Annotated in this window: 15 protein-coding genes; 5 read left to right on the top strand and 10 right to left on the bottom strand. The window is 70.7% G+C overall.

The genetic code is table 11. From position 1 onward, the window contains the following. Positions 1–150 precede the first annotated feature (150 nt). The 3 genes from EIZ44_RS20250 to EIZ44_RS20260 form a co-directional block, all read right to left on the bottom strand. Positions 151–906, bottom strand: a complete 756-nt coding sequence (locus tag EIZ44_RS20250; RefSeq protein WP_167754213.1) for an adenosylcobinamide-GDP ribazoletransferase — start codon at positions 904–906, stop codon at positions 151–153. A 229-nt stretch (positions 907–1,135) separates the two neighbouring features. Next, entirely contained in the window at positions 1,136–2,149 is a 1,014-nt protein-coding gene (gene cobT, locus EIZ44_RS20255; RefSeq protein WP_167754214.1) for a nicotinate-nucleotide--dimethylbenzimidazole phosphoribosyltransferase, read from the bottom strand. 10 nt (positions 2,150–2,159) lie between these two features. After that, on the bottom strand, positions 2,160–2,765 hold the full coding sequence (locus EIZ44_RS20260; RefSeq protein WP_037817588.1) for a bifunctional adenosylcobinamide kinase/adenosylcobinamide-phosphate guanylyltransferase: 606 nt from the start codon (positions 2,763–2,765) through the stop codon (positions 2,160–2,162). Positions 2,766–2,801: 36 nt separating this feature from the next. On the opposite strand from EIZ44_RS20260, the gene EIZ44_RS20265 reads away from it, so the two are divergent. Beyond that, positions 2,802–3,797: a cobalamin biosynthesis protein gene (locus EIZ44_RS20265; protein WP_134730437.1), complete on the top strand. Its 996-nt coding sequence runs from the start codon at positions 2,802–2,804 to the stop codon at positions 3,795–3,797. Further along, on the top strand, positions 3,794–5,272 hold the full coding sequence (locus EIZ44_RS20270; protein WP_134730439.1) for a cobyric acid synthase: 1,479 nt from the start codon (positions 3,794–3,796) through the stop codon (positions 5,270–5,272). The genes EIZ44_RS20265 and EIZ44_RS20270 overlap by 4 nt, the downstream gene beginning before the upstream one ends. Before the next feature lie 9 nt (positions 5,273–5,281). On the opposite strand, the gene EIZ44_RS45940 is transcribed toward EIZ44_RS20270, so the two are convergent. The 3 genes from EIZ44_RS45940 to EIZ44_RS20285 are packed head-to-tail and all read right to left on the bottom strand — an operon-like array spanning position 5,282 to position 7,250. Continuing rightward, positions 5,282–5,524, bottom strand: a complete 243-nt coding sequence (locus tag EIZ44_RS45940; RefSeq protein ID WP_134730441.1) for a response regulator transcription factor — start codon at positions 5,522–5,524, stop codon at positions 5,282–5,284. Beyond that, complete coding sequence (locus tag EIZ44_RS20280; protein ID WP_037817585.1) at positions 5,521–6,162, bottom strand: response regulator; 642 nt, start codon at positions 6,160–6,162, stop codon at positions 5,521–5,523. The genes EIZ44_RS45940 and EIZ44_RS20280 overlap by 4 nt, the downstream gene beginning before the upstream one ends. Further along, complete coding sequence (locus EIZ44_RS20285) at positions 6,156–7,250, bottom strand: sensor histidine kinase (protein WP_240691358.1); 1,095 nt, start codon at positions 7,248–7,250, stop codon at positions 6,156–6,158. The genes EIZ44_RS20280 and EIZ44_RS20285 overlap by 7 nt, the downstream gene beginning before the upstream one ends. A gap of 145 nt (positions 7,251–7,395) precedes the next feature. On the opposite strand from EIZ44_RS20285, the gene EIZ44_RS20290 reads away from it, so the two are divergent. Further along, positions 7,396–7,860: a DUF8821 family protein gene (locus EIZ44_RS20290; RefSeq protein WP_134662565.1), complete on the top strand. Its 465-nt coding sequence runs from the start codon at positions 7,396–7,398 to the stop codon at positions 7,858–7,860. Here EIZ44_RS20290 and EIZ44_RS20295 read toward each other — a convergent pair. After that, positions 7,844–9,082 carry a hypothetical protein gene (locus EIZ44_RS20295; RefSeq protein ID WP_134730445.1) on the bottom strand — a complete coding sequence of 413 codons (1,239 nt, stop codon included), beginning with the start codon at positions 9,080–9,082 and terminating at the stop codon, positions 7,844–7,846. The two genes, EIZ44_RS20290 and EIZ44_RS20295, sit on opposite strands and share 17 nt — an antisense overlap. A gap of 180 nt (positions 9,083–9,262) precedes the next feature. Then, the gene (locus EIZ44_RS20300) at positions 9,263–10,138 is read right to left on the bottom strand and encodes a LysR family transcriptional regulator (RefSeq protein ID WP_205673238.1); all 876 of its coding nucleotides are present in this window, start codon (positions 10,136–10,138) and stop codon (positions 9,263–9,265) included. Positions 10,139–10,238: 100 nt separating this feature from the next. Here EIZ44_RS20300 and EIZ44_RS20305 point away from each other — a divergent pair, with 100 nt between their 5' ends. Together EIZ44_RS20305 and EIZ44_RS20310 are read left to right on the top strand one after the other, a co-directional pair. Then, complete coding sequence (locus EIZ44_RS20305; RefSeq protein WP_134730447.1) at positions 10,239–11,543, top strand: MFS transporter; 1,305 nt, start codon at positions 10,239–10,241, stop codon at positions 11,541–11,543. After that, positions 11,540–13,195 (top strand): amidohydrolase, encoded by a 1,656-nt coding sequence (locus EIZ44_RS20310; RefSeq protein WP_439098610.1) that lies wholly within the window; start codon positions 11,540–11,542, stop codon positions 13,193–13,195. Before EIZ44_RS20305 ends, EIZ44_RS20310 begins: the two co-directional genes overlap by 4 nt. Before the next feature lie 172 nt (positions 13,196–13,367). Here EIZ44_RS20310 and EIZ44_RS20315 read toward each other — a convergent pair whose 3' ends face one another. Further along, positions 13,368–14,819, bottom strand: a complete 1,452-nt coding sequence (locus EIZ44_RS20315; RefSeq protein WP_134730449.1) for a glutamate synthase subunit beta — start codon at positions 14,817–14,819, stop codon at positions 13,368–13,370. Next, positions 14,812–19,344, bottom strand: coding sequence for a glutamate synthase large subunit (gltB, locus tag EIZ44_RS20320; RefSeq protein WP_134730451.1), 4,533 nt, complete (start codon positions 19,342–19,344; stop codon positions 14,812–14,814). The genes EIZ44_RS20315 and gltB overlap by 8 nt, the downstream gene beginning before the upstream one ends. Between the last annotated feature and the right edge of the window lie 101 nt (positions 19,345–19,445).

Genomic DNA, 19,445 nt, shown 5'->3' on the forward strand with positions numbered 1-19,445 from the left:
GAGTGGAGCTCGCGTCGCAGCCTGAGCGTCGATTTCACCGCGCCCGGCGGCGTCTCGGACGGCGATGTGAGCGGCGCGTTTTCGTGGCGGACGTCGGCGAAATCCTTGTGTGGGTCACCTGTCCGGTTTGGACGACGCCTGGTATGTGACCTAGGCGGTCGCCAGCAACGCCGCCGCCACCGCCACTTCGACGCACCCGCCGAGGACGTCGCCGGTCACTCCGCCGATGCGCTGGACGCACCGGGCCAGCAGCACCGCCGCGGCCGCGTACCCGAGCGCTACCGCGAGACCCCCTCGCCACCACGGCAAACCCGGCGTCAACGCGGCGCACCCCGCCGCGAGTACGAACACCAGTACGGCCGCCAGGACCGGAACCGATCCGGCGACCGTCGCGCCCAAGCCCTCCGGCCGGGCCGAGGGGACCCCTCGTGCGCAGCACAGCGAGAGCACGCACCGTCCACAGAGGACGGAAAGGACGGCGGCGGCGATGCCGTGTCCGTGTGCGATCGCGCCGGTCAGCGCGCCGGTCTGGACGAGCAGGATGAAGAGCAACGTTGCGACACCGGTGGGCCCGGAGTCGCCGCGGCGCATGACGTCGAGGGCTTTCGCGCGGTCGTAGGAGGCACCGAGTCCGTCGGCGGTGTCGGCCAGCCCGTCGAGGTGCAGTCCGCGGCTGCCCAGGGCTACCGCCCCCAGCGCCAGTGCGGCTACGGCCAGCGCGGGGAGCCCGATCGCAGTCCCGCCCGCGACAATGAGCCCAGCCACTGCGGCGAGGGGAAGCGCGGCAAGCGGGCCGAGCGCCATCGCCACACCCGCGACCCGCCGATCGATCACGCGCGGCGCAGGCACCGGGACGGTGGTGAGGGTGCCGACGGCGAGGCGGATCCCGTCGCTGAGCCGGGTCACGAGGCGCGCCCCAATGCGGTTTTCTCGGTAGCGGGGGCAGTGTCGACAGGCGCGCTGAACCCGCTCACCTGCTGCACGACCGAGATGGCCGTGAGGGGAACCCTGAGGGAATCAGATTCCCTCAGGGTTCCCCTCACGGACCTCCGCCTCGCTCTCCGGCACCGCACCCCGTCGGGACGCACCCCGGCGAACTGAACACCGGGCAGCGTCCACTCGCGACGCACCCCGGTCACCCGAGGTCCGCCAGCAAACCCATCTCCGCGATCACCGCGCGCGCCGCGCGCAGGGTCGGCACGGCTTGCACCGCCCCGCTGCCCTCGCCGAGCCGCAAGCCCAGGTCGAGGATCGGCGTCAACCCCAGCGCCTTCAACGCAAACGCTTGCGCGGGCTCCGTCGAACGATGCCCGGCCAGCCACCACTGCTCAGCCCCGGACGCGATGTCCCGGGCCACCAAGGCCGCTGTCGCCGAGAAGATTCCGTCCAGCACCACCGGGATTCCCCGGACGGCCGCTTCCACCAGGAAACCGGCCGTCGCGGCGAGGCAGGCGCTGCCGAGGGCGGTCAGGCGGTCGAAGGGGTCGGTCACGGGGCGTCGTGACAGGGCAGTGGCGACGACAGCGGTCTTGCGTTCCAAGGCCTCCCCGGACACCCCGGTGCCGGTGCCCACCACCTCAGCTGCGGGAAGGCCCAGCGCAGAAGCCACGACCGCGGCGCAGACGGTCGTGTTGCCGATGCCCATGTCGCCGGGAATGAGAACGTCCGCAGTGGACTCCGAAGCAGCGATGGCACGACCCGCCTCAAACGCGGCAAGTGCCTCGCCGGGAGCCAACGCGTCCTCGACGTCGATGGCACCCGAACCGCGGCGGATCTTGTGGGCGGTGACTTCGGCGGGAACGTCCGAGGCGTCCCAGTCGACCGCGATGTCTGCTACCCGCACGGAAGCACCGACCTGTGCCGCGAGGACCGTTACCCCGCTTCGCCCGGCGAGGAAGACGCGCACCATCGCCGCGGTGACCTCGCGGGGGTACGCCGACTGCGCCGACACCCCGTGGTCGCCGGCGAAGACGACCACGCGGACGTCGTCCAGCGGGCGCGGCGGGACCGCCCCGTGCGCGGCGCTCAGCCAGGCCGCGAGTTCTTCCAGCCGACCGAGCGAGCCGACCGGTTTGACCAGGCCGTCCAGGCGCTCCAAGGCGGCGGCGCGGGCGGCGGCGTCCGGGACGGGGATGGCGAAACTCGGCACGGCTGGCTCCTCACGGAAGGTCGAGCGCCCGCCCGGCGACGATGAGCGACACCCGGTCGCTGTCGGCGGACACCCGGTTGTTGAGTGCGCCCAGCACATCACGGAACAGCCGTCCGGACACCGTTGCGGGCACCACACCGCTGCCGACCTCGTTGCTGACCGCGACGATCGGCACCCGGGCCTGGCTCCACGCGGCGAGGAAATCCTCGAGCCGGTCGTCCAGTCTGCGCTCCCAGCCCGTTTTGCCCGACCACGCGCCCACCTCGTCGAGGACCCGCGAGAGCCAGGTGCCGAGACAGTCGATCAGCAACGGGCTCGTCGCGTTGCGCAGCACGGTCGCCAGGTCGGTGGTCTCGACCGTCGTCCAGTGGCGCGGGCGGCGGGCCCGGTGCGCCTCGACCCGGGCGGCCCATTCCGGGTCCTCGGCCGACGGGGGCAGCCCGGGAGCGACGTACACGAGGTGGGGGTGGTGCGCGACGAGCCGCTCCGCGTGCCTCGACTTGCCCGAGCGGACCCCGCCGAGAACGAGCACCTTGCCGTCGTCGCGTCCGTACCGGCGGAGGGCCTGCGCCAGGGTTTCGAGAGACCCGGCGAGCCGGTGCGTCAGCTTGGTCATACCCGGCATTCTCTCCCTAGCGCTACGGTTCGCCACGTGCCACTCCGACAAGCCGTCACCGCGGCCGGGCTGATCGCCGGATACGCCGCCGACGCCTGCTTCGGCGACCCGCGCCGGGGACATCCGGTCGCGGCCTTCGGCACCGCCGCTGGCCAGCTGGAACGCTGGTGGTGGGCCGATTCCAAGCCGCGCGGGGCGGCGTACGCGGCGGTCTGCGCGGGATCGGCCGCCGGGCTCGGCATCCTCGCGGAACGAGCCGCCCGGAACCGGCCGGGTGTCCGATTTGTCCTGACCGTCGCGGCGACGTGGGCCGTCCTGGGCGGCCGCGGGCTCGCCGCGGAGGGGCGCGAAATGGCGCGATTACTCGAATCGGGTGAATTGCCCGCCGCCCGGCAGCGGCTCAGCCACCTCTGCGCGCGCGACGCCACCGGTCTCGGCCCGGCCGAACTGACCCGCGCGGCCACCGAATCGATCGCCGAGAACACCTCCGACGCGGTCGTCGCGCCGCTCCTGTGGGGCGCGGTCGCGGGCGTGCCGGGGCTGCTCGGGTACCGCGCGGTGAACACCCTCGACGCGATGGTCGGCTACCGCTCGCCGCGGCACCGCAACTTCGGCTGGTTCGCCGCGCGCACCGATGACTGGGCCAATCTGGTGCCGGCACGCGTCGGCGCAGTGCTGACGGCGGTGACCGCGCCGCTCGCCGGCGGCCACGCCCGGTCGGCCTGGCGGGCTTGGCGACGCGACGGGAACGCGCATCCGAGCCCGAACGCGGGACAGGTCGAGGCGGCTTTCGCCGGGGCGCTGGACATCCGGCTCGGCGGGACGAACACGTATCACGGCGAGGTCGAGCGCCGGAGCACGCTGGGCGACGGACGTCCGCCGGGGGCGAGCGATCTGCGCCGGGCGGTGCGGTTGTCGCGGCTGGTCGGGGCGGCGGCGCTGGCGGTCGCGGCCGGGATCGCGGTGAGCAGGTCGCGGAGTGCGGGGCGGTTCACCGGACCGGCCGCCGCACGCATTACGGTGGCGGGATGAGCGGGCTGCTGATCGCCGGGACCACCTCCGACGCCGGGAAAAGCCTGGTCACCGCCGGAATCTGCCGCTGGTTCGCGCGGCGCGGCGTGCGGGTCGCACCGTTCAAGGCGCAGAACATGTCGAACAACTCGATGGTCTGCGCGGACGGCGCGGAGATCGGCCGCGCGCAGTGGCTGCAGGCGCGGGCCGCGCGGGTGGAGCCGGAAGCGGCGATGAACCCGGTGCTGCTCAAGCCGGGCAGCGACCGGCGCAGTCACGTCATCGCGCTCGGCAAGCCGTACGGCACCCTCGAAGCCGGGGAGTACGCCACTGGCCGGGCCGGGCTCGCGGAGATCGCCTTCGGGGCGTTTTCCGAGCTGCAGCAACGGTTTGACCTCGTCGTCTGCGAGGGCGCGGGCAGTCCGGCGGAGATCAACCTGCGTTCCGGCGACTACGTCAACATGGGCCTGGCCCGGCGGTTTTCGCTGCCGGTGCTGGTGGTCGGCGACATCGACCGCGGCGGGGTGCTGGCGGCGATGTACGGCACGCTCGCGTTGCTGTCGGCCGAGGACCAGGCGCTGGTCGCGGGCTGGCTGGTGAACAAATTCCGCGGTGACGTCGGACTGCTGCAGCCTGGTCTGAACAGCCTGGAGAAGGTCACCGGGCGGCCGGTGCTCGGCGTGCTGCCGTGGCTGGACCGGGTGTGGATCGACTCGGAGGACGCTCTCGCCGCGGCCGGATGGCGGCACGAAGCCGCGCAACGCGGATTGCGCGTCGCGGTGGTGCGGTTCCCGCGGGCGTCCAACGCGACCGACGTGGACGCGCTCGCGGCGGAGCCCGGCGTGATGGTGAGCCTGACCGCCGATCCGGACACCGTCGCCGCGGCGGACTTGGTCGTGCTGCCGGGGTCGAGGGCCACTGTGGACGATCTGAAGTGGTTGCGCAGCAGGGGTTTGGCGGACGCGGTGACGGCACGGGCCGCGGCGGGGCGTCCAGTGCTGGGGATCTGCGGCGGGTACCAGATGCTCGCGGAGTCCATTGAGGACGACGTCGAATCCGGCGCTGGTCTGGTGGACGGGCTCGGGCTCTTGCCGACGCGAGTGACGTTCGCGGGGGAGAAGGTGCTCGGCCGTCCGGTCGGCGAATGGCGCGGGCATCGCGTGGACGCTTACGAAATCCACCACGGCAGCGCCGGCCCGGCGGACGCGGAGTCGTTTTTGGACGGTTACCGCGTCGGTTCGGTCTGGGGCACGACGTGGCACGGTGCCTTGGAGAACGACGGGTTCCGGCGCGCTTGGCTTGCCGAAGCCGCGGCGCAGGCGGGCATCGAATGGCGGGCGGCCGAGGGCGCGCCGGGGTTCGCGGACCTGCGCGAGGACATGCTGGACCGGCTGGCCGACGCGATCCAGTCCGAAGTGGACACCGGAATGCTGATGGCGCTGGCGGAGGCGGGCGCGCCGGGCGGGTTGCCGTTCGTGCCGCCGGGAGCTCCCTGACCGGACGGTTCAGGCGAGTCCGGCGTCGCGCACCAGGATCGCGACCTGCGTGCGGTTCGCGGCTTCGGTCTTGGCCATGATCCGTCCCAAGTGGACTTTCACGGTCGCCTCGCTGAGCCCGAGCGCGCGGGCGATTTCGGCGTTGCTCGAACCCTGCCCGACGGCGACCGCGACCTCGCGTTCGCGGGGCGGGCTTCGGCGTGGCGGCGGAGTCCGTGAGCAGTCGCCAGCAGCGCTGACTGGAAGGCTCAGGCGAGTCCGGCGTCGTGCACCAGGATCGCGACCTGGGTGCGGTTCGCGGCTTCGGTCTTGGCCATAATCCGTCCCAAGTGGACCTTCACGGTCGCCTCACTGAGCCCCAGCGCACGGGCGATCTCGGCGTTGCTCGAACCCTGTCCGACGGCCACCGCGACTTCGCGTTCGCGGGGTGTCAGGGGTTCGAGCCGGGCGCGGGCGGGTGTCGGCGTGGCGGCGGTGGCGAAGTGCGTCAGCAGTCGCCGGGTGATCGACGGTGACAGCATCGCCTCGCCGCTGCCCACCACGTGCATCGCCTTGATCAGTTCGCGCGGCGGCGTGTCTTTCAGCAGGAAACCGGTGGCACCGTGGCGAAGCGCCTCGTGCACGTACTCGTCCAGGTCGAACGTCGTCAGCACGACCACCGCGGGCGCGTCCGGTTCGGCGGTCACCAGGCGGGTCACCTCCAGGCCGTCGACCTCGGGCATCTGCACGTCGGTGAGCACGAGGTCGGGTCGGTGTTCGCGGACGAGTGCGAGCGCTTCGCGGCCGTCGCCCGCTTCCGCGACCACCTCGATCCCCGGGTCGGACTCCAGGATCATCCGGATGCCGCTGCGCACGAGCACCTCGTCGTCGATCAGCAGGATTTTCAGCACGATTCCTCCGCTCGCAGCGGGAACGCGGCCCGCACCCGGTAGCTGCCTGTGCCGTCCGGGCCGGCGCGGAGTGTTCCGCCGGTCAGCGTGACGCGTTCGCGCATGCCGATCACTCCGTAGCCCGCGCCCGGCAGCCCGGACGAATCGGCGAGCGGGTTGGCGACTTCGACCACCAGGTCGTCGTCGGAAGTGGACAGTCGCACGTCGATAGTCGTTCCCGGCGCGTGTTTCGCCGCGTTCGTGAGCGCTTCCTGCACGATCCGGTACGCCGCGCGTCCGATCGGGTCGGGCACGTCCGGCATCGGCTCCGGCAGGCTGGCACGCACCTGCGCACCGGCGGCGGCGAGGTCGTCGGCGAGCTGGCGGACCCCGCCCAGTGTCGGATCCGGCAGCGAACGCGGTTCCGGACCGTCGTCGCGGAGCACCTTCAGGATGTCGCGCAATTCGTTGAGCGCGGCGGAACTCGATTCGCGGATCACCTCGGCGAGCTGCGCGGTCTCGTCGTCCTTGGCCCGCACGGAAAGCGCGCCCGCCTGCAGCGCGACGATGCTGACCCGGTGCGCGACGACGTCGTGCATCTCGCGCGCGATCCGCCGCCGCTCGGCCGTCACGGCCCGCTCGCCGAGCAGATCGCGCTCGCGTTCGGCCTGCTCCGCGCGGTCGCGCAGGGCCGCGAGCAAGGCCGCGCGCTGGTGCATCCACAGCCCGGCCAGCGCCGGGACGACGACCTCCATGACGAGGGCGAGCCCGAACGTCTTCCAGTCCGGCAGGTTCGCCGGCCGGACGAACGACACCAGCAGCCCGGTTTCCGCGAGCACGGCGACCGCGGTCGGCCAGCGGAGCCCGCGCAGCGAAGCGACGGTGTAAAGAGTGACGGAGGTGCCCCACAACGGCGGCGTGGCCAGCGCGACGCCGACCGAGACCAGCATCGCGGGCAAGGGGAACCGGCGGCGCAGCAGGACTGCCAGGAACATCACCGCGACCGCGACCGGCCAGAACCACGGGTGGTCCGCGTCCGGCAGGTCGCCGGCCAGCGTCAGGCCGAGCACGGCGAGCGCCACGGCCAGGTCGATCAGGTGGTTGCGCACTCCGCCACCGTAAGCCCTGCACGAAATTCCCCCACTGGGCGTCTTCGAGGGAAACCGGGGTCCGGCGGCCGCTCCGGTTGCCGAAGGGTTTTCCCCGGGTATTCTGCCGAGCGTCGCGATCAAACCCAGCCCGGGAGTGCGGATCATGTCCTACGCCGTCGATTTCACCGCCGTGTCGACTGTCGGCCTGGAGTCCTCCCCGGTCGCGGACGCGCTCGCCGGGCTGCGGGCGAACGAGGCGCGCTACTTCAAGAACAAGTACGACCACGTCTTCACCGTCGAGCCCGCGGCCGAGGTCCCGGAGATCATCGACTGGGTGCACCGGATCCTCAAGGAAGAACGCGATCTCGTCATCGCCTCGCGGCCGCTCGAGGCGACCGAATTCGAGGTCGACGGCATCCGGATGTCCTACGTGTTCTACGAGAGCGGCCTGTCGATCAACGTCATGTACACCCTCGAAGAGGGCGGCAAGCGGGCCGTCGGGTTCAAGCTGTCCGACGGGATGGACGTCCCGGAGGAACTCGCCGACAAGTTCAAGTTCGCGCGCCAGAAGTCGAAGCTCGCCGGGACGATCCGCGGGTCCTACTTCGTCATCAAGAACGCGTACTGACCCGCAGCGCGGCGCTGCGCAGGCACAGCAGCAGCGGCAGGGAACTGTCGTCGCGCAGCCTCGGCGGCAAGGCGTTCGCTTCGGCCACCGGTACGCCGTCGGCCAGTTCCTCGCCCAGCGCGGCCAGATCGATTTCCAGGACGGTGACTCCGGCGCTGTAAAGCCGTTCCGCGCCCTTCGCGCGGCGGCTGGTCAGTTCGGTGCTGTCGACGGACAGCCGGGTCACGCCGAAGAACTCCGGTTTCGCGCCGCGTTCGAGCCAGCGTGCGAAACCGGTCAGCCGCGTCTCGGAGATCTCGTTGGGCCGGACGGCCGCCTCTTCGCACAGTTCGCGTTCCATCCCCGCACACACCGCGGTGTGCAGGGTCCGGCGGGTTCCTCCTTGCGGGGTAAGGAGATCCCGCGGTTCCAGGCTGCCGCTTCCGGACGGGGCGAGCAGGAGCCCGCTGGCCGAGTTGCGGGCCGACTGGCGGACCACGACGAGCAGGCCGTCCGAGGTGAACGCGATCGTGGACACGCCGACGAGGTCGGCGAGCGTGCTCGCGCCGAGGGTCCGCAGCGCGCCGGACGAGTCGGTCAGTTCCTCGTTGCGCAGGTCGTACTCGTGGCCGTCGGCGGAGTTCGTGATGCGCAGCGACGCCAGTTCGTTGCTGCAGACCGCGTCGAAGAACCGGGCGCGATGCAGGACGATCGGCGCCGGCCGCGCCCCGGCTACCGGCAGCGGTTCGCCGCGCATGCCGACGATCGGGCCGTTGAACAGCAACCGGCCGCGAGCCCGCAACGGCAGCACGTGCGGCGCGGTCGCCTTCAGCTTCGCGGGCAGCCGGTAGGGATCCTCGGCGACGGTGATGCTGAAGGTGGTTTCGGCGAGCGCCGCGTCGATGGCGTCGCTGACCAATGCGGTGCCGCGGGAGGGAACCGCCAGGTACTGCGCGTCGGGATAGGCCTGCGGCGGCGGGGTGTCGGCGATCGGAAACGGCGCGACGATCGCGGTGAACTCGTAACCGGCCCACCGTTTCCGCAGCAGGCGGATGTCCCGCACGAGGGTCAGCAGGCCGAGCAGGAGCGCGACGATCGACACGACGACGCCGAACGCGCTCGGCAGGATCGTGACGGCGCCGAGCACGACCCCGAGTGCGGACACGGCGACCGGCCATTCCCCGGCTCCGACGAAGACGAGATAGTCGGCCGTGGCCCGGGCCCGGCGGGTCAGTTTTCCCATCGCCGCACTGTTTAGCACGGATCGGCCCGCCGGGTCACCGAGTCGGGTGAAGTGTTACCGCGAGATCGTGCAGCAGAGGTGGTGGCCTGCTGCGGTGGTCCGGCGGGTAAGGGAGGTCGGCGCCGCGACGAAGTAGTCAAACCCGTTGCGCCGCAACGAAAATTTCTCACCGAGTGCTGATCATTCGCTCAACGCGCCACGAAACTCCCGCAACCCCTCGACCAGCGCCAGAATCGACGGCCGGGCGTAGTGATCCCGCCGCCATCCGGCGTACAGCGGCACCGTCAGCATCCCGTCGGGGGTTTCGATCGGGATGGAGCGCAGGCCGAACCGGACCAGGTCGGTTACCAGGCACACCTCGCCGCGGCCGGCGGCGCGGGCCTGGGCGACGCTGGGGGAGCCGGTTTCGTTCAGTTCGGCCGGGACGAGTCCGACTCGGTGGAACGCCTCGTCCACGACCAGGCGCGCGGCGTTGCTGCGGTTCATCACCAGCAACGGTTCGGTGGCCAGCTCGGCCAGCGGGATCGACTCCGCGTCGTACCAGCGGTGGCCGGGCCGGACCTGTGCGCTGACCAGGACCCGGCCCAGCGCCGCGGTTTCCAGCTGCGCGGGCGGCGGGGACGTCGAGATGCCGAGGTCGGCGCTGCTGTGCAGGAGCCGGTCGAAAACCTGGTCCGGCGGGACCGGGAACGCGTCTCGCAGCACCGGTCCGGCCTTGCCGGTGGCCATGAACGGCGCCAGCAGGCTGTCCACTGTGCTCGGCGGCGCGACGAGCGTCAGCGGGGTGTCCTCGGTGCGGCCGATCGCGGCCATCACCGCGCCCGCCTCCTCCGCGCGGCGCACCAGGTCCTGGGCGATCGGCACGAACCGGGTGCCTGCCGCGCTGAGGGTGAGCGAACCCGGCGATCGCGAGAACAACGCCACCCCGAGTTCGGTTTCCAGCGCGCGAAGCTGCCGCGACAGCGACGGTTGCGCGACCCGGACGGCGCGCGCCGCGGCGGTGACCGAGCCTTCCCGCACGACGGCCAGGAAATAACGCACCACACGCAGTTCCACGCCTATGCCTCCGAGGTATCGGAATGGGTCCGGACAGGTATTGGACAGCATAGGTCGCGGGACGAAGACTCTGGGGAACACCGCCGCCAGGGAGTTGCCCGTGAACCACGAAACCGCCACCGGCCGCCGGGCCGCGCTCGCCTCCTTCGCCGGGACGGCGATCGAGTGGTACGACTTCTACCTATACGGGACCGCGTCCGCGCTGGTCTTCGGGAAGCTGTTCTTCCCCGAATTGAACCCGGCGACCGGCGTGCTCGCCGCGTTCGGCACGTTCTGGGTCGGCTTTCTCGCCCGGCCGCTGGGCGGGATCGTGTTCGGGCACCTCGGCGACCGGGTCGGGCGCAAGAACACGCTGGTCGTCACGCTGCTGCTGATGGGGTTCGCGACCTTCGCGGTCGGGCTGCTGCCGACGTACGCCAAGATCGGCATCGCCGCGCCGTTGCTGCTCGTCGCACTGCGCGCGGTGCAGGGCGTCGCGGTCGGCGGGGAGTGGGGCGGCGCGGTCGTGCTCGCCGCGGAGAACGCGCCCGCCGGACGCGGGTCGTACTTCGCGATGTTCGCCCAGCAGGGCTCGCCCGCCGGGTCGATTCTGTCCACAGTGGTCTTTCTCGCCGTGAGCGCGTTGCCGGACGAGCAGTTCCTGACCTGGGGCTGGCGGGTGCCGTTCCTGCTGTCCGGGGTGCTGGTCGCGCTGGGCCTGCTGATCCGGCTGAAGGTCGAGGAACCGGCGGAGTTCGTGCGGGCCAAGGCGAAAGCCGCCGTCGCGAAGGTGCCGCTGGTCGAGGTCCTGCGGACTGCTTGGCGGACCGTGCTGCTCGGCATCGGCGCGAGCATCATGGGCATCGCCGCCGCGTACTTCAGCAACACGTTCGTCCTCGCCTGGTCCACGAACGAACTCGGCATCGGCCGCCAGACCATGCTGTACGTGCTGCTCGGCGCGTCGGTGGTGCAGTTCTGCTGGCAGCCGGTCGCGGCGCGGCTGGCCGAACGCGTCGGCGAAACGCGGTTCATGGCGGTTTCGCTGGGCTGCAACATCGTGGTGACCGTGCCGATGTACCTGCTGATCGCGTCCGGCAATCCGGGACTGGCGTTTGTCGGCATCGCAGTCGCGACCGTGTGCGGCTCCGGCTACTACGCGGTGCTCGCCGGATTCCTCACCCGCGGCTTCCCGATTCACCTGCGGTACACCGGAATCTCCCTGTCCTATCAGCTGTGCAGCACCATCTTCGGCGGCACCACGCCGTTCATCGCGCAGGCGCTGCTCAACGCGACGCACGGTGCGATCTGGCCGGTCGTCATCTACCACGTCGTGCTGCTCACGCTGACCCTCACCTGCGTCCTGGCGCTCGCCCGCCGGACCGCGGCCGTCGCCGAATCCGCAAAAACCCTGACCCGACAAGGATGAGCTCAGTGCGTCTCGATGCGTTATTCCACAATGGACGTTTCACCACGCTGGACCGGGACCGTCCACAAGCGACCGCGCTCGGCGTGATCGGCGGCCGGATCGTCGGATTCGACGACGAGGTCCGCAGTCTCGCCGCGGACACGGTGATCGACCTCGGCGGCGCGCCGGTCGTCCCCGGCCTCAACGACGCGCACCAGCACTTGAGCATGCGCGGCAAGCTGATCCGCGGGCTGGACGTCTCCGCCGAAGCCGCGCCGACGCTCGACGCGCTCTACCAGGCCGTGGCGGAGCGAGCCGCGACGCTGCCCGCCGACGCGTGGGTGACCGGCGCGGGCTACGACCAGAACAAGATCGGCGCGCACCCCACCGCCGAAGTCCTGCACCGCGCCGCCGGAGGACGGCCGGTCTGGCTCACGCACACGTCGCGGCACATGGCCGTGGCGAGCACCGAAGCCTTTGCCCTGGCCGGATATCCGGATCGGCTGGGTGTGCCGGACGTTCCCGGCGGCACCGTGGTGCGCGACGAAGACGGCCGCGCCACCGGCTTGCTGCAGGAACGCGCGACTGTCCTGGTCGACCGCCTGCTGCGTCCCGAGGCGACCGAAGAGGTCATCGCCAACATCGCCGCGGGTGCGCACGCCGCGCTCAAAGACGGCCTGACCAGCGTCACCGAGCCTGGTATCGGCACCGTCGACGGCATCGGCCACGGCCGCGCCGATTTCGATTCCTTCCTGCGCACCCGCGAACGCGGGCTGCTGGGCGTGCGGATGACGGTGATGCCCTACATCACCGCCCTGCGCGACTGCGGCCTGTTCGAACCCGGCGGCGAGTGGTTCGGGCTCGACCTCGGCGTGCGCACCGGAGCCGGCGACGACCGGCTGCGCATCGGCCCGGTCAAAATCCTCTCCGACGGCTCGCTGATCGGCCGGTCCGCCGCGATGTGCTGCGACTACGAGGACGCCCCCGGCAACCAGGGGCTGATGCTGTTCGAGCCGGACGAACTGCGCCGCTACATCCTCGAAGCGCACCGGTGCCACTGGCAGATCGCCACGCACGCGATCGGCGACGCGGCTCTCGGAGCGGTCCTGGATGCGTATGAGGAAGCTCAGCAGAAGTATCCGCGCGAGGACGTCCGGCACCGCATCGAACACTGCGCGGTCGCCGACGATGCCGCTGTCGCGCGGATCGCGGAGCTGGGGGTGATCCCCGTGCCACAGGGCCGATTCCTGTCCGAGATCGGCGACGGACTGCTCGCCGCGCTCGGCCCGGAACGCAGTCGGCTGGCGTATCGGATGCGGAGTTTCCTCGACGCCGGTGTGGTTCTGCCGGGCAGCACGGACGCTCCGGTGGTCGCGGCGTCGCCGTTGCTGAGCATCCACGACATGGTCAACCGCCGGACTGCGGCTGGGCAGCCGATCGGGCTGGAGGAAGCGGTGACCGCCGAGGAAGCGTTGCGGGCGTACACGGTGGGTTCGGCGTATGCGGTGCACGAGGAGAAGGTCAAGGGCACGTTGAGCCGGGGGAAGCTGGCTGACTTCACGGTGTTGAGCGATGATCTGCTGACGGTCGCCCCAGCGAAGATCGGTGAGATCACCATCGGCGCAACAGTCGTGGGCGGCGAGGTCGCGTACAACGACGGGGCCGCGCGCTAAAAAGGACGGGTGCGACGCCGTTGTCGCACCCGTCCGACAGCCGGGGCCAGCGCGGCGGCAGTGACGCGTCAACCCCGAAACTGAACGGGGCGAAGCGCGGCGACGCTGCCGCGCTTGGCCCCGAGTCTGAACGGAGCAGGCGCGGCGACGTTGACGCGCCTGCTCCGAGTCCTCAGGAGATCGGCCGGTCCGTCGGCGCGATCGGGGCCGGGAGCACGCCCCGGCCGGTCAGGAAGGCGTCCACGCCGGCCGCGCACGAGCGGCCCTCCGCGATCGCCCACACGATCAGCGACTGCCCGCGGCCCATGTCGCCCGCCACGAACACATTGTCCACAGTGGTCTTGAAGTCCTTGTCCCGCACGACGTTGCCGCGCTGGTCCAGCTCCACGCCCAAGTCGGTCAGCAGGCCCTCGCGCTGCGGGCCGAGGAAGCCCATCGCCAGCAGCACCAGCTGCGCGGGCAGCTCGGTCTCGGTGCCCTCGACCGGGACGAACTTGCCGCCCTCGTTGCGCACCTCGACCAGCTTCAGCGCACGCACCCGGCCGTTCTCGTCGGCCAGGAACTCCTGCGTGTTGACCGAGTACAGCCGCTCGCCGCCCTCCTCGTGGGCGGACGTGACCCGGTAGATCATCGGGTACGTCGGCCACGGGTGCGCATCCGTTCGCGACTCCGGCGGCTTCGGCATGATCTCCAGCTGGGTCACCGACTTCGCGCCCTGCCGGTGCGACGTGCCGACGCAGTCCGCGCCGGTGTCGCCGCCGCCGATGACCACGACGTCGAGGCCCTTGGCCGAGTACGGCGACTCCTCGAGCTCGCCCGCCGCGACCCGGTTGGCCGGCGGCAGGAACTCCATCGCCTGGTGGATGCCCTCGGCCGAACGGCCCTCGATCGGCAGGTCGCGCCACGCCGTCGCGCCGCCCGCCAGCACCACCGCGTCGTGGTTCTCCCGAAGCTCCTCGACGGTGACGTCCACGCCGACGTTCACCGACGTCCGGAATTCCGTGCCCTCGGCGCGCATCTGGTCGAGGCGGCGGTCGAGGCGGAACTTCTCCATCTTGAACTCGGGAATGCCGTACCGCAGCAGCCCGCCGATCTTGTCCGCGCGCTCGTAGACCACGACGGTGTGGCCCGCGCGGGTCAGCTGCTGCGCCGCGGCCAGCCCGGACGGACCGGACCCGACGACGGCGACCTTCTTGCCCGTCTTGGCGACCGGGACCTGCGGCGTGACCCAGCCTTCCTCGAAGGCCCGGTCGATGATCGAGATCTCGACCCGCTTGATCGACACCGGGTCGTCGTTGATGCCGAGCACGCACGCGGTTTCGCACGGCGCCGGGCACAGCGTGCCGGTGAACTCCGGGAAGTTGTTCGTGGCGTGCAGCCGGTCCGCGGCCTGCTGCCAGTCCTCCCGCCACACCAGCGTGTTCCACTCCGGGATCAGGTTCCCGAGCGGACAGCCCTGGTGACAGAACGGGATCCCGCAGTCCATGCAGCGGCCGGCCTGCTTCTCCAGCTTGGTCGTCGCGAAGTCCTCGTAGACCTCGCGCCAGTCCATCAGCCGCAGGTCCACCGGACGCCGCTTCGGTTCCTCGCGCGTGGTGGTCAGAAAGCCCTTGGGGTCAGCCATGTGCGGCCTCCATGATCGCCTCGTTCACGTCCCGCCCGTCGCGTTCGGCTGCCACCTGAGCGGCGAGCACGCGCTTGTAGTCCTTCGGCATGACCTTGCCGAACCGGTCGACCGCACTGTCCCAGTCCGCCAGCAAGGCCCGCGCGACGGCGGATTCCGTTTCGTTGTAGTGCTTTTCGATGGTTTCGCGGAGGAAGTCCACGTCCGCGGTGTCCAGCGGGTCGATGTCGACCATCTCCGGGTTGACCCGGTGCGCCGGCAGGTCCAGCACGTACGCGACGCCGCCGGACATGCCTGCCGCGAAGTTGCGGCCGACCTTGCCCAGCACGACCATCCGGCCGCCGGTCATGTACTCGCCGCCGTGGTCGCCCACGCCCTCGACGACCGCCAGTGCGCCCGAGTTGCGCACGCAGAACCGCTCGCCGACCTGGCCGCGGATGAAGATCTCGCCGCTCGTGGCCCCGTACGCGATCACGTTGCCCGCGATGATGTGGTCTTCCGCGACGATCGGCGATTCCTTCGGCGGCCGCACGACGATCCGCCCGCCGGAGAGGCCCTTGCCGACGTAGTCGTTGCCGTCGCCGTAGAGCCGCAGCGTGATGCCCTTCGGCACGAACGCGCCGAACGACTGGCCCGCGGTGCCGGTGAAGGTGACGTCGATGGTGTCGTCGGGAAGGCCCTCGCCGCCCCACTTCTTGGTCAGCTCGGACCCGAGCATGGTGCCGACGGTGCGGTTCACGTTGCGCACCGGCAGTTCCAGCCGCACCTTGTCGCCCGCCGCCAGCGCGCCCTCGGCGAGCTGGATCAGCGTGTTGTCGAGCGCCTTGTCCAGCCCGTGGTCCTGCTTGACGGTCTGGTGCCGCACCGCGCGCGGCGGCAGCTCGGGCACGTGGAAGATCGGCGACAGGTCGAGCCCGGCGGCCTTCCAGTGGTCGACCGCCTTGCGCTTGTCGAGCAGCTCGGCGTGGCCCACGGCCTCCTCGACGGACCGGAAACCCAGCTCCGCCAGGTACTCCCGGACCTCCTGGGCGATGAACTCGAAGAAGTTCACCACGTACTCCGCCTTGCCGCTGAACTTCTCGCGCAGCTTCGGGTTCTGCGTCGCGACGCCCACCGGACAGGTGTCGAGGTGACAGACGCGCATCATGATGCAGCCCGACACCACCAGCGGCGCGGTCGCGAAACCGAACTCCTCGGCGCCGAGCAGCATCGCGATCATGACGTCGCGGCCGGTCTTGAGCTGGCCGTCGGTCTGCACCACGATCCGGTCGCGCAGCCGGTTGGCCAGCAGCGTCTGCTGCGTTTCGGCCAGGCCCAGCTCCCACGGTCCGCCCGCGTGCTTGATCGAGGACAGCGGCGAGGCGCCGGTGCCGCCGTCGTGGCCCGAGATCAGCACGACGTCCGCGTGCGCCTTGGACACGCCCGCCGCGACCGTGCCGACGCCGACCTCGGACACCAGCTTCACGTGGATGCGCGCGTCCGGGTTGGCGTTCTTGAGGTCGTGGATCAGCTGCGCCAGGTCCTCAATGGAATAGATGTCGTGGTGCGGCGGCGGGGAAATCAGCCCGACGCCCGGCGTGGAGTGCCGCGTCTTCGCGATCCACGGGTACACCTTGCCGCCGGGCAGCTGCCCGCCCTCGCCGGGCTTCGCGCCCTGCGCCATCTTGATCTGGATGTCGTCGGAGTTCACCAGGTACTCGCTGGTGACGCCGAACCGGCCGCTCGCGACCTGCTTGACCGCGGAGCGGCGCTCCGGGTCGTACAGCCGCTCCGGGTCCTCGCCGCCCTCGCCGGTGTTCGACTTGCCGCCGAGGCGGTTCATCGCGATCGCCAGCGTCTGGTGCATTTCCATCGAGATCGAGCCGTACGAGATGGCCCCGGTGGCGAACCGCTTCACGATCTCCGAAACCGGCTCGACCTCCTCGATCGGCACCGGCGTGCGGTCGCCGAACTTGAAGTCGAACAGCCCGCGCAGCGTCAGCAGCTTCTCGGCCTGGTCGTTGACCGCCTTCGTGTACTCCTTGAAGATGTCGTACTTCCCGGACCGCGTGGAGTGCTGCAGCTTGAACACCGTCTGCGGGTTGAACAGGTGCGGTTCGCCTTCGCGCCGCCACTGGTAGTCCGCGCCGGTTTCCAGCTCGCGGTGGCTGGCCCGGACGCCGTCGACCGGGAAGGCCCGCACGTGGCGCTGCGAAACCTCCTCGGCGAGCGTGTCGAAGCCGACGCCGCCGAGCCGGGAAGTGGTTCCGGTGAAACAGGTGTCGATCACCTCGGCGCCGAGGCCGACCGCCTCGAAGATCTGCGCGCCGGTGTAGGAGGCCACAGTGGACACGCCCATCTTGGACATGGTCTTGCGGACACCCTTGCCGAGCGCCTTGATCAGGTTCGTGGTGGCCTGCTTGGGAGTCACGCCCGGGATGAGGCCCCGGTGCGCCATCTCCTCGACCGTCGCCATCGCCAGGTACGGGTTCACCGCGGCCACGCCGTAGCCGACGAGCAGCGCGATGTGGTGCACCTCGCGCGCGTCGCCCGCCTCGACGATGAGGCCGACCTGCGTGCGCGTCTTCTCCCGCACCAGGTGGTGGTGCACCGCGCCGGTGAGCAGCAGCGACGGGATCGGCGCGTGGTCGGCGTCGACCCCGCGGTCGGATAGCACGATCAGCCGCGCGCCGTCCTCGATAGCCTCGGACACCTCGGCGCGGATCTCGTCGAGCCGCTGCACCAGGGCGTCCCCGCCGCCGTTGACCTTGTACCGGCCCATGACGGTGACCGCCTGGAACTCCGGCAGGTCGCCGTCGTCGTTGACGTGCACCAGCTTCGCGAGCTGGTCGTTGTCCAGCACCGGGAACGGCAGCACGATCCGGCGGCAGGACGACGCGTCCGCGGCCAGCAGGTTCGGCTCCGCGCCGATCTGCGTGCCGAGCGCGGTCACCAGCTCCTCGCGGATCGCGTCCAGCGGCGGGTTGGTCACCTGGGCGAAAAGCTGGATGAAGTAGTCGAACAACGGGCGCGAACCGGACGAAAGGGACGCCAGGGGCGAATCGTTGCCCATCGACCCGATCGGCTCCGCGCCGGTGCGGGCCATCGGCTCGAGGATGGTCTCCAGCTCTTCCTCGGTGTAGCCGAACGCCTGCTGGCGGCGCACGAGCGCGGCGTGCAGCGGGACCTCGCGGTCGCGTTCGGGCAGCTGCTCCAGGCGCAGCAGCCCGGCGTCGACCCATTCGTCGTACGGGTGCTCGGAAGCGAGCTGGCCCTTGATCTCCTCGTCCTCGACGATCCGGCCCGCGACGGTGTCCACGAGGAACATCCGGCCCGGCTCCAGCCGTCCCTTGCGGACGATCTTCGCCTGGTCCAGCTCCAGCACGCCGACCTCGCTGGCGAGCACCACGAGTCCGTCGTCGGTGACCCAGTAGCGGCCCGGGCGCAGGCCGTTGCGGTCCAGCACCGCGCCGATCTGCGCGCCGTCGGTGAACGCCACCAGCGCCGGCCCGTCCCACGGCTCCATGAGCGTGGAGTGGAACTCGTAGAAGGCGCGGCGCGCGGGGTCCATTTCCTGATGGTTCTCCCAGGCCTCCGGGATCATCATCAGCACCGAATGCGGCAGCGAACGGCCGCCGAGGTGGAGCAGCTCCAGCACCTCGTCGAAGGAGGCCGAGTCGCTCGCGCCGCGCGTGATGACCGGGTAGATCCGCTTGAGGTCGCCCGGGATCAGGTCGGTCTCGAGCAGCGCCTCGCGGGCGTCCATCCAGTTGCGGTTGCCCTTGAGCGTGTTGATCTCGCCGTTGTGCGCCACGTAGCGGTACGGGTGCGCGAGCGGCCACGACGGGAAAGTGTTGGTGGAGAAGCGGGAGTGCACCAGGCCGATGGCGCTCGTCACGCGCTCGTCGGTGAGGTCGAGGAAGAACTTCTCGACCTGCGGCTCGGTCAGCATTCCCTTGTAGACGATCGTGCGCGAGGACAGCGACGGGAAGTAAACGTCGTCCTCGACCAGCTCGTGCTCGGCGCGCTTGCGCACGCAGAAGGCGGCGCGCTCGAGGGCGAGGCCGTCGAGGTTGTCCTTGTGCCCGGCCAGGAACAGCTGGGTGAAGTGCGGCATGGTCTGCGCCGCGGTCGGGCCGCAGTGCGCGGTGTCGACCGGCAGCTCGCGCCAGCCCACCACGCGCATGTCCTCCTCGGCGGCGATCCGCTCGATGGTGGTCATGGCGCGGCCGCGGCTCTTTTCGTCCTGCGGCAGGAACGCGGTGCCGACGGCGTAGCTGCCTTCGGCCGGCAGCTCGAACCCGGCGACCTCGCGGTAGAACGCGTCCGGCACCTGGATGAGCAGGCCCGCGCCGTCCCCGGTGTCCGGTTCCGCCCCGCGTGCCCCGCGATGTTCCAGATTTTTCAGCGCGACAAGGGCTTTCGCCACGATCTGATGGTCTCGGCGACCGGTCAGGTCCGCGACGAACGCCACCCCGCAGGCATCGTGCTCGTAGGCGGGGTCGTACAGGCCGTCGGTGGCCGGGGTGCTCGAACGGTGGGTCACGGCTGGCCGCCTCCCAAGGCGTTGGCGCGGGTTCTTTCACTCCGAAAGGGGGTTCATCACTGAACCGGTTAACGAAGTGGTCCGAAACCGCGATGGTCAGT

This window comes from Amycolatopsis nivea (assembly GCF_004522235.1).
Classification (GTDB): Bacteria; Actinomycetota; Actinomycetes; order Mycobacteriales; family Pseudonocardiaceae; genus Amycolatopsis; species Amycolatopsis nivea.

Excerpts from the sequence above, each read along its gene's own strand:
- EIZ44_RS20260 (WP_037817588.1), bottom strand. The coding sequence starts at position 2,765 with ATGACCAAGCTGACGCACCGGCTCGCCGGGTCTCTCGAAACCCTGGCG.
- EIZ44_RS20270 (WP_134730439.1), top strand. The coding sequence starts at position 3,794 with ATGAGCGGGCTGCTGATCGCCGGGACCACCTCCGACGCCGGGAAAAGC.
- EIZ44_RS20290 (WP_134662565.1), top strand. The coding sequence starts at position 7,396 with ATGTCCTACGCCGTCGATTTCACCGCCGTGTCGACTGTCGGCCTGGAG.
- EIZ44_RS20295 (WP_134730445.1), bottom strand. The coding sequence starts at position 9,082 with ATGGGAAAACTGACCCGCCGGGCCCGGGCCACGGCCGACTATCTCGTC.
- EIZ44_RS20310 (WP_439098610.1), top strand. The coding sequence starts at position 11,540 with ATGAGCTCAGTGCGTCTCGATGCGTTATTCCACAATGGACGTTTCACC.
- EIZ44_RS20315 (WP_134730449.1), bottom strand. The coding sequence starts at position 14,819 with ATGGCTGACCCCAAGGGCTTTCTGACCACCACGCGCGAGGAACCGAAG.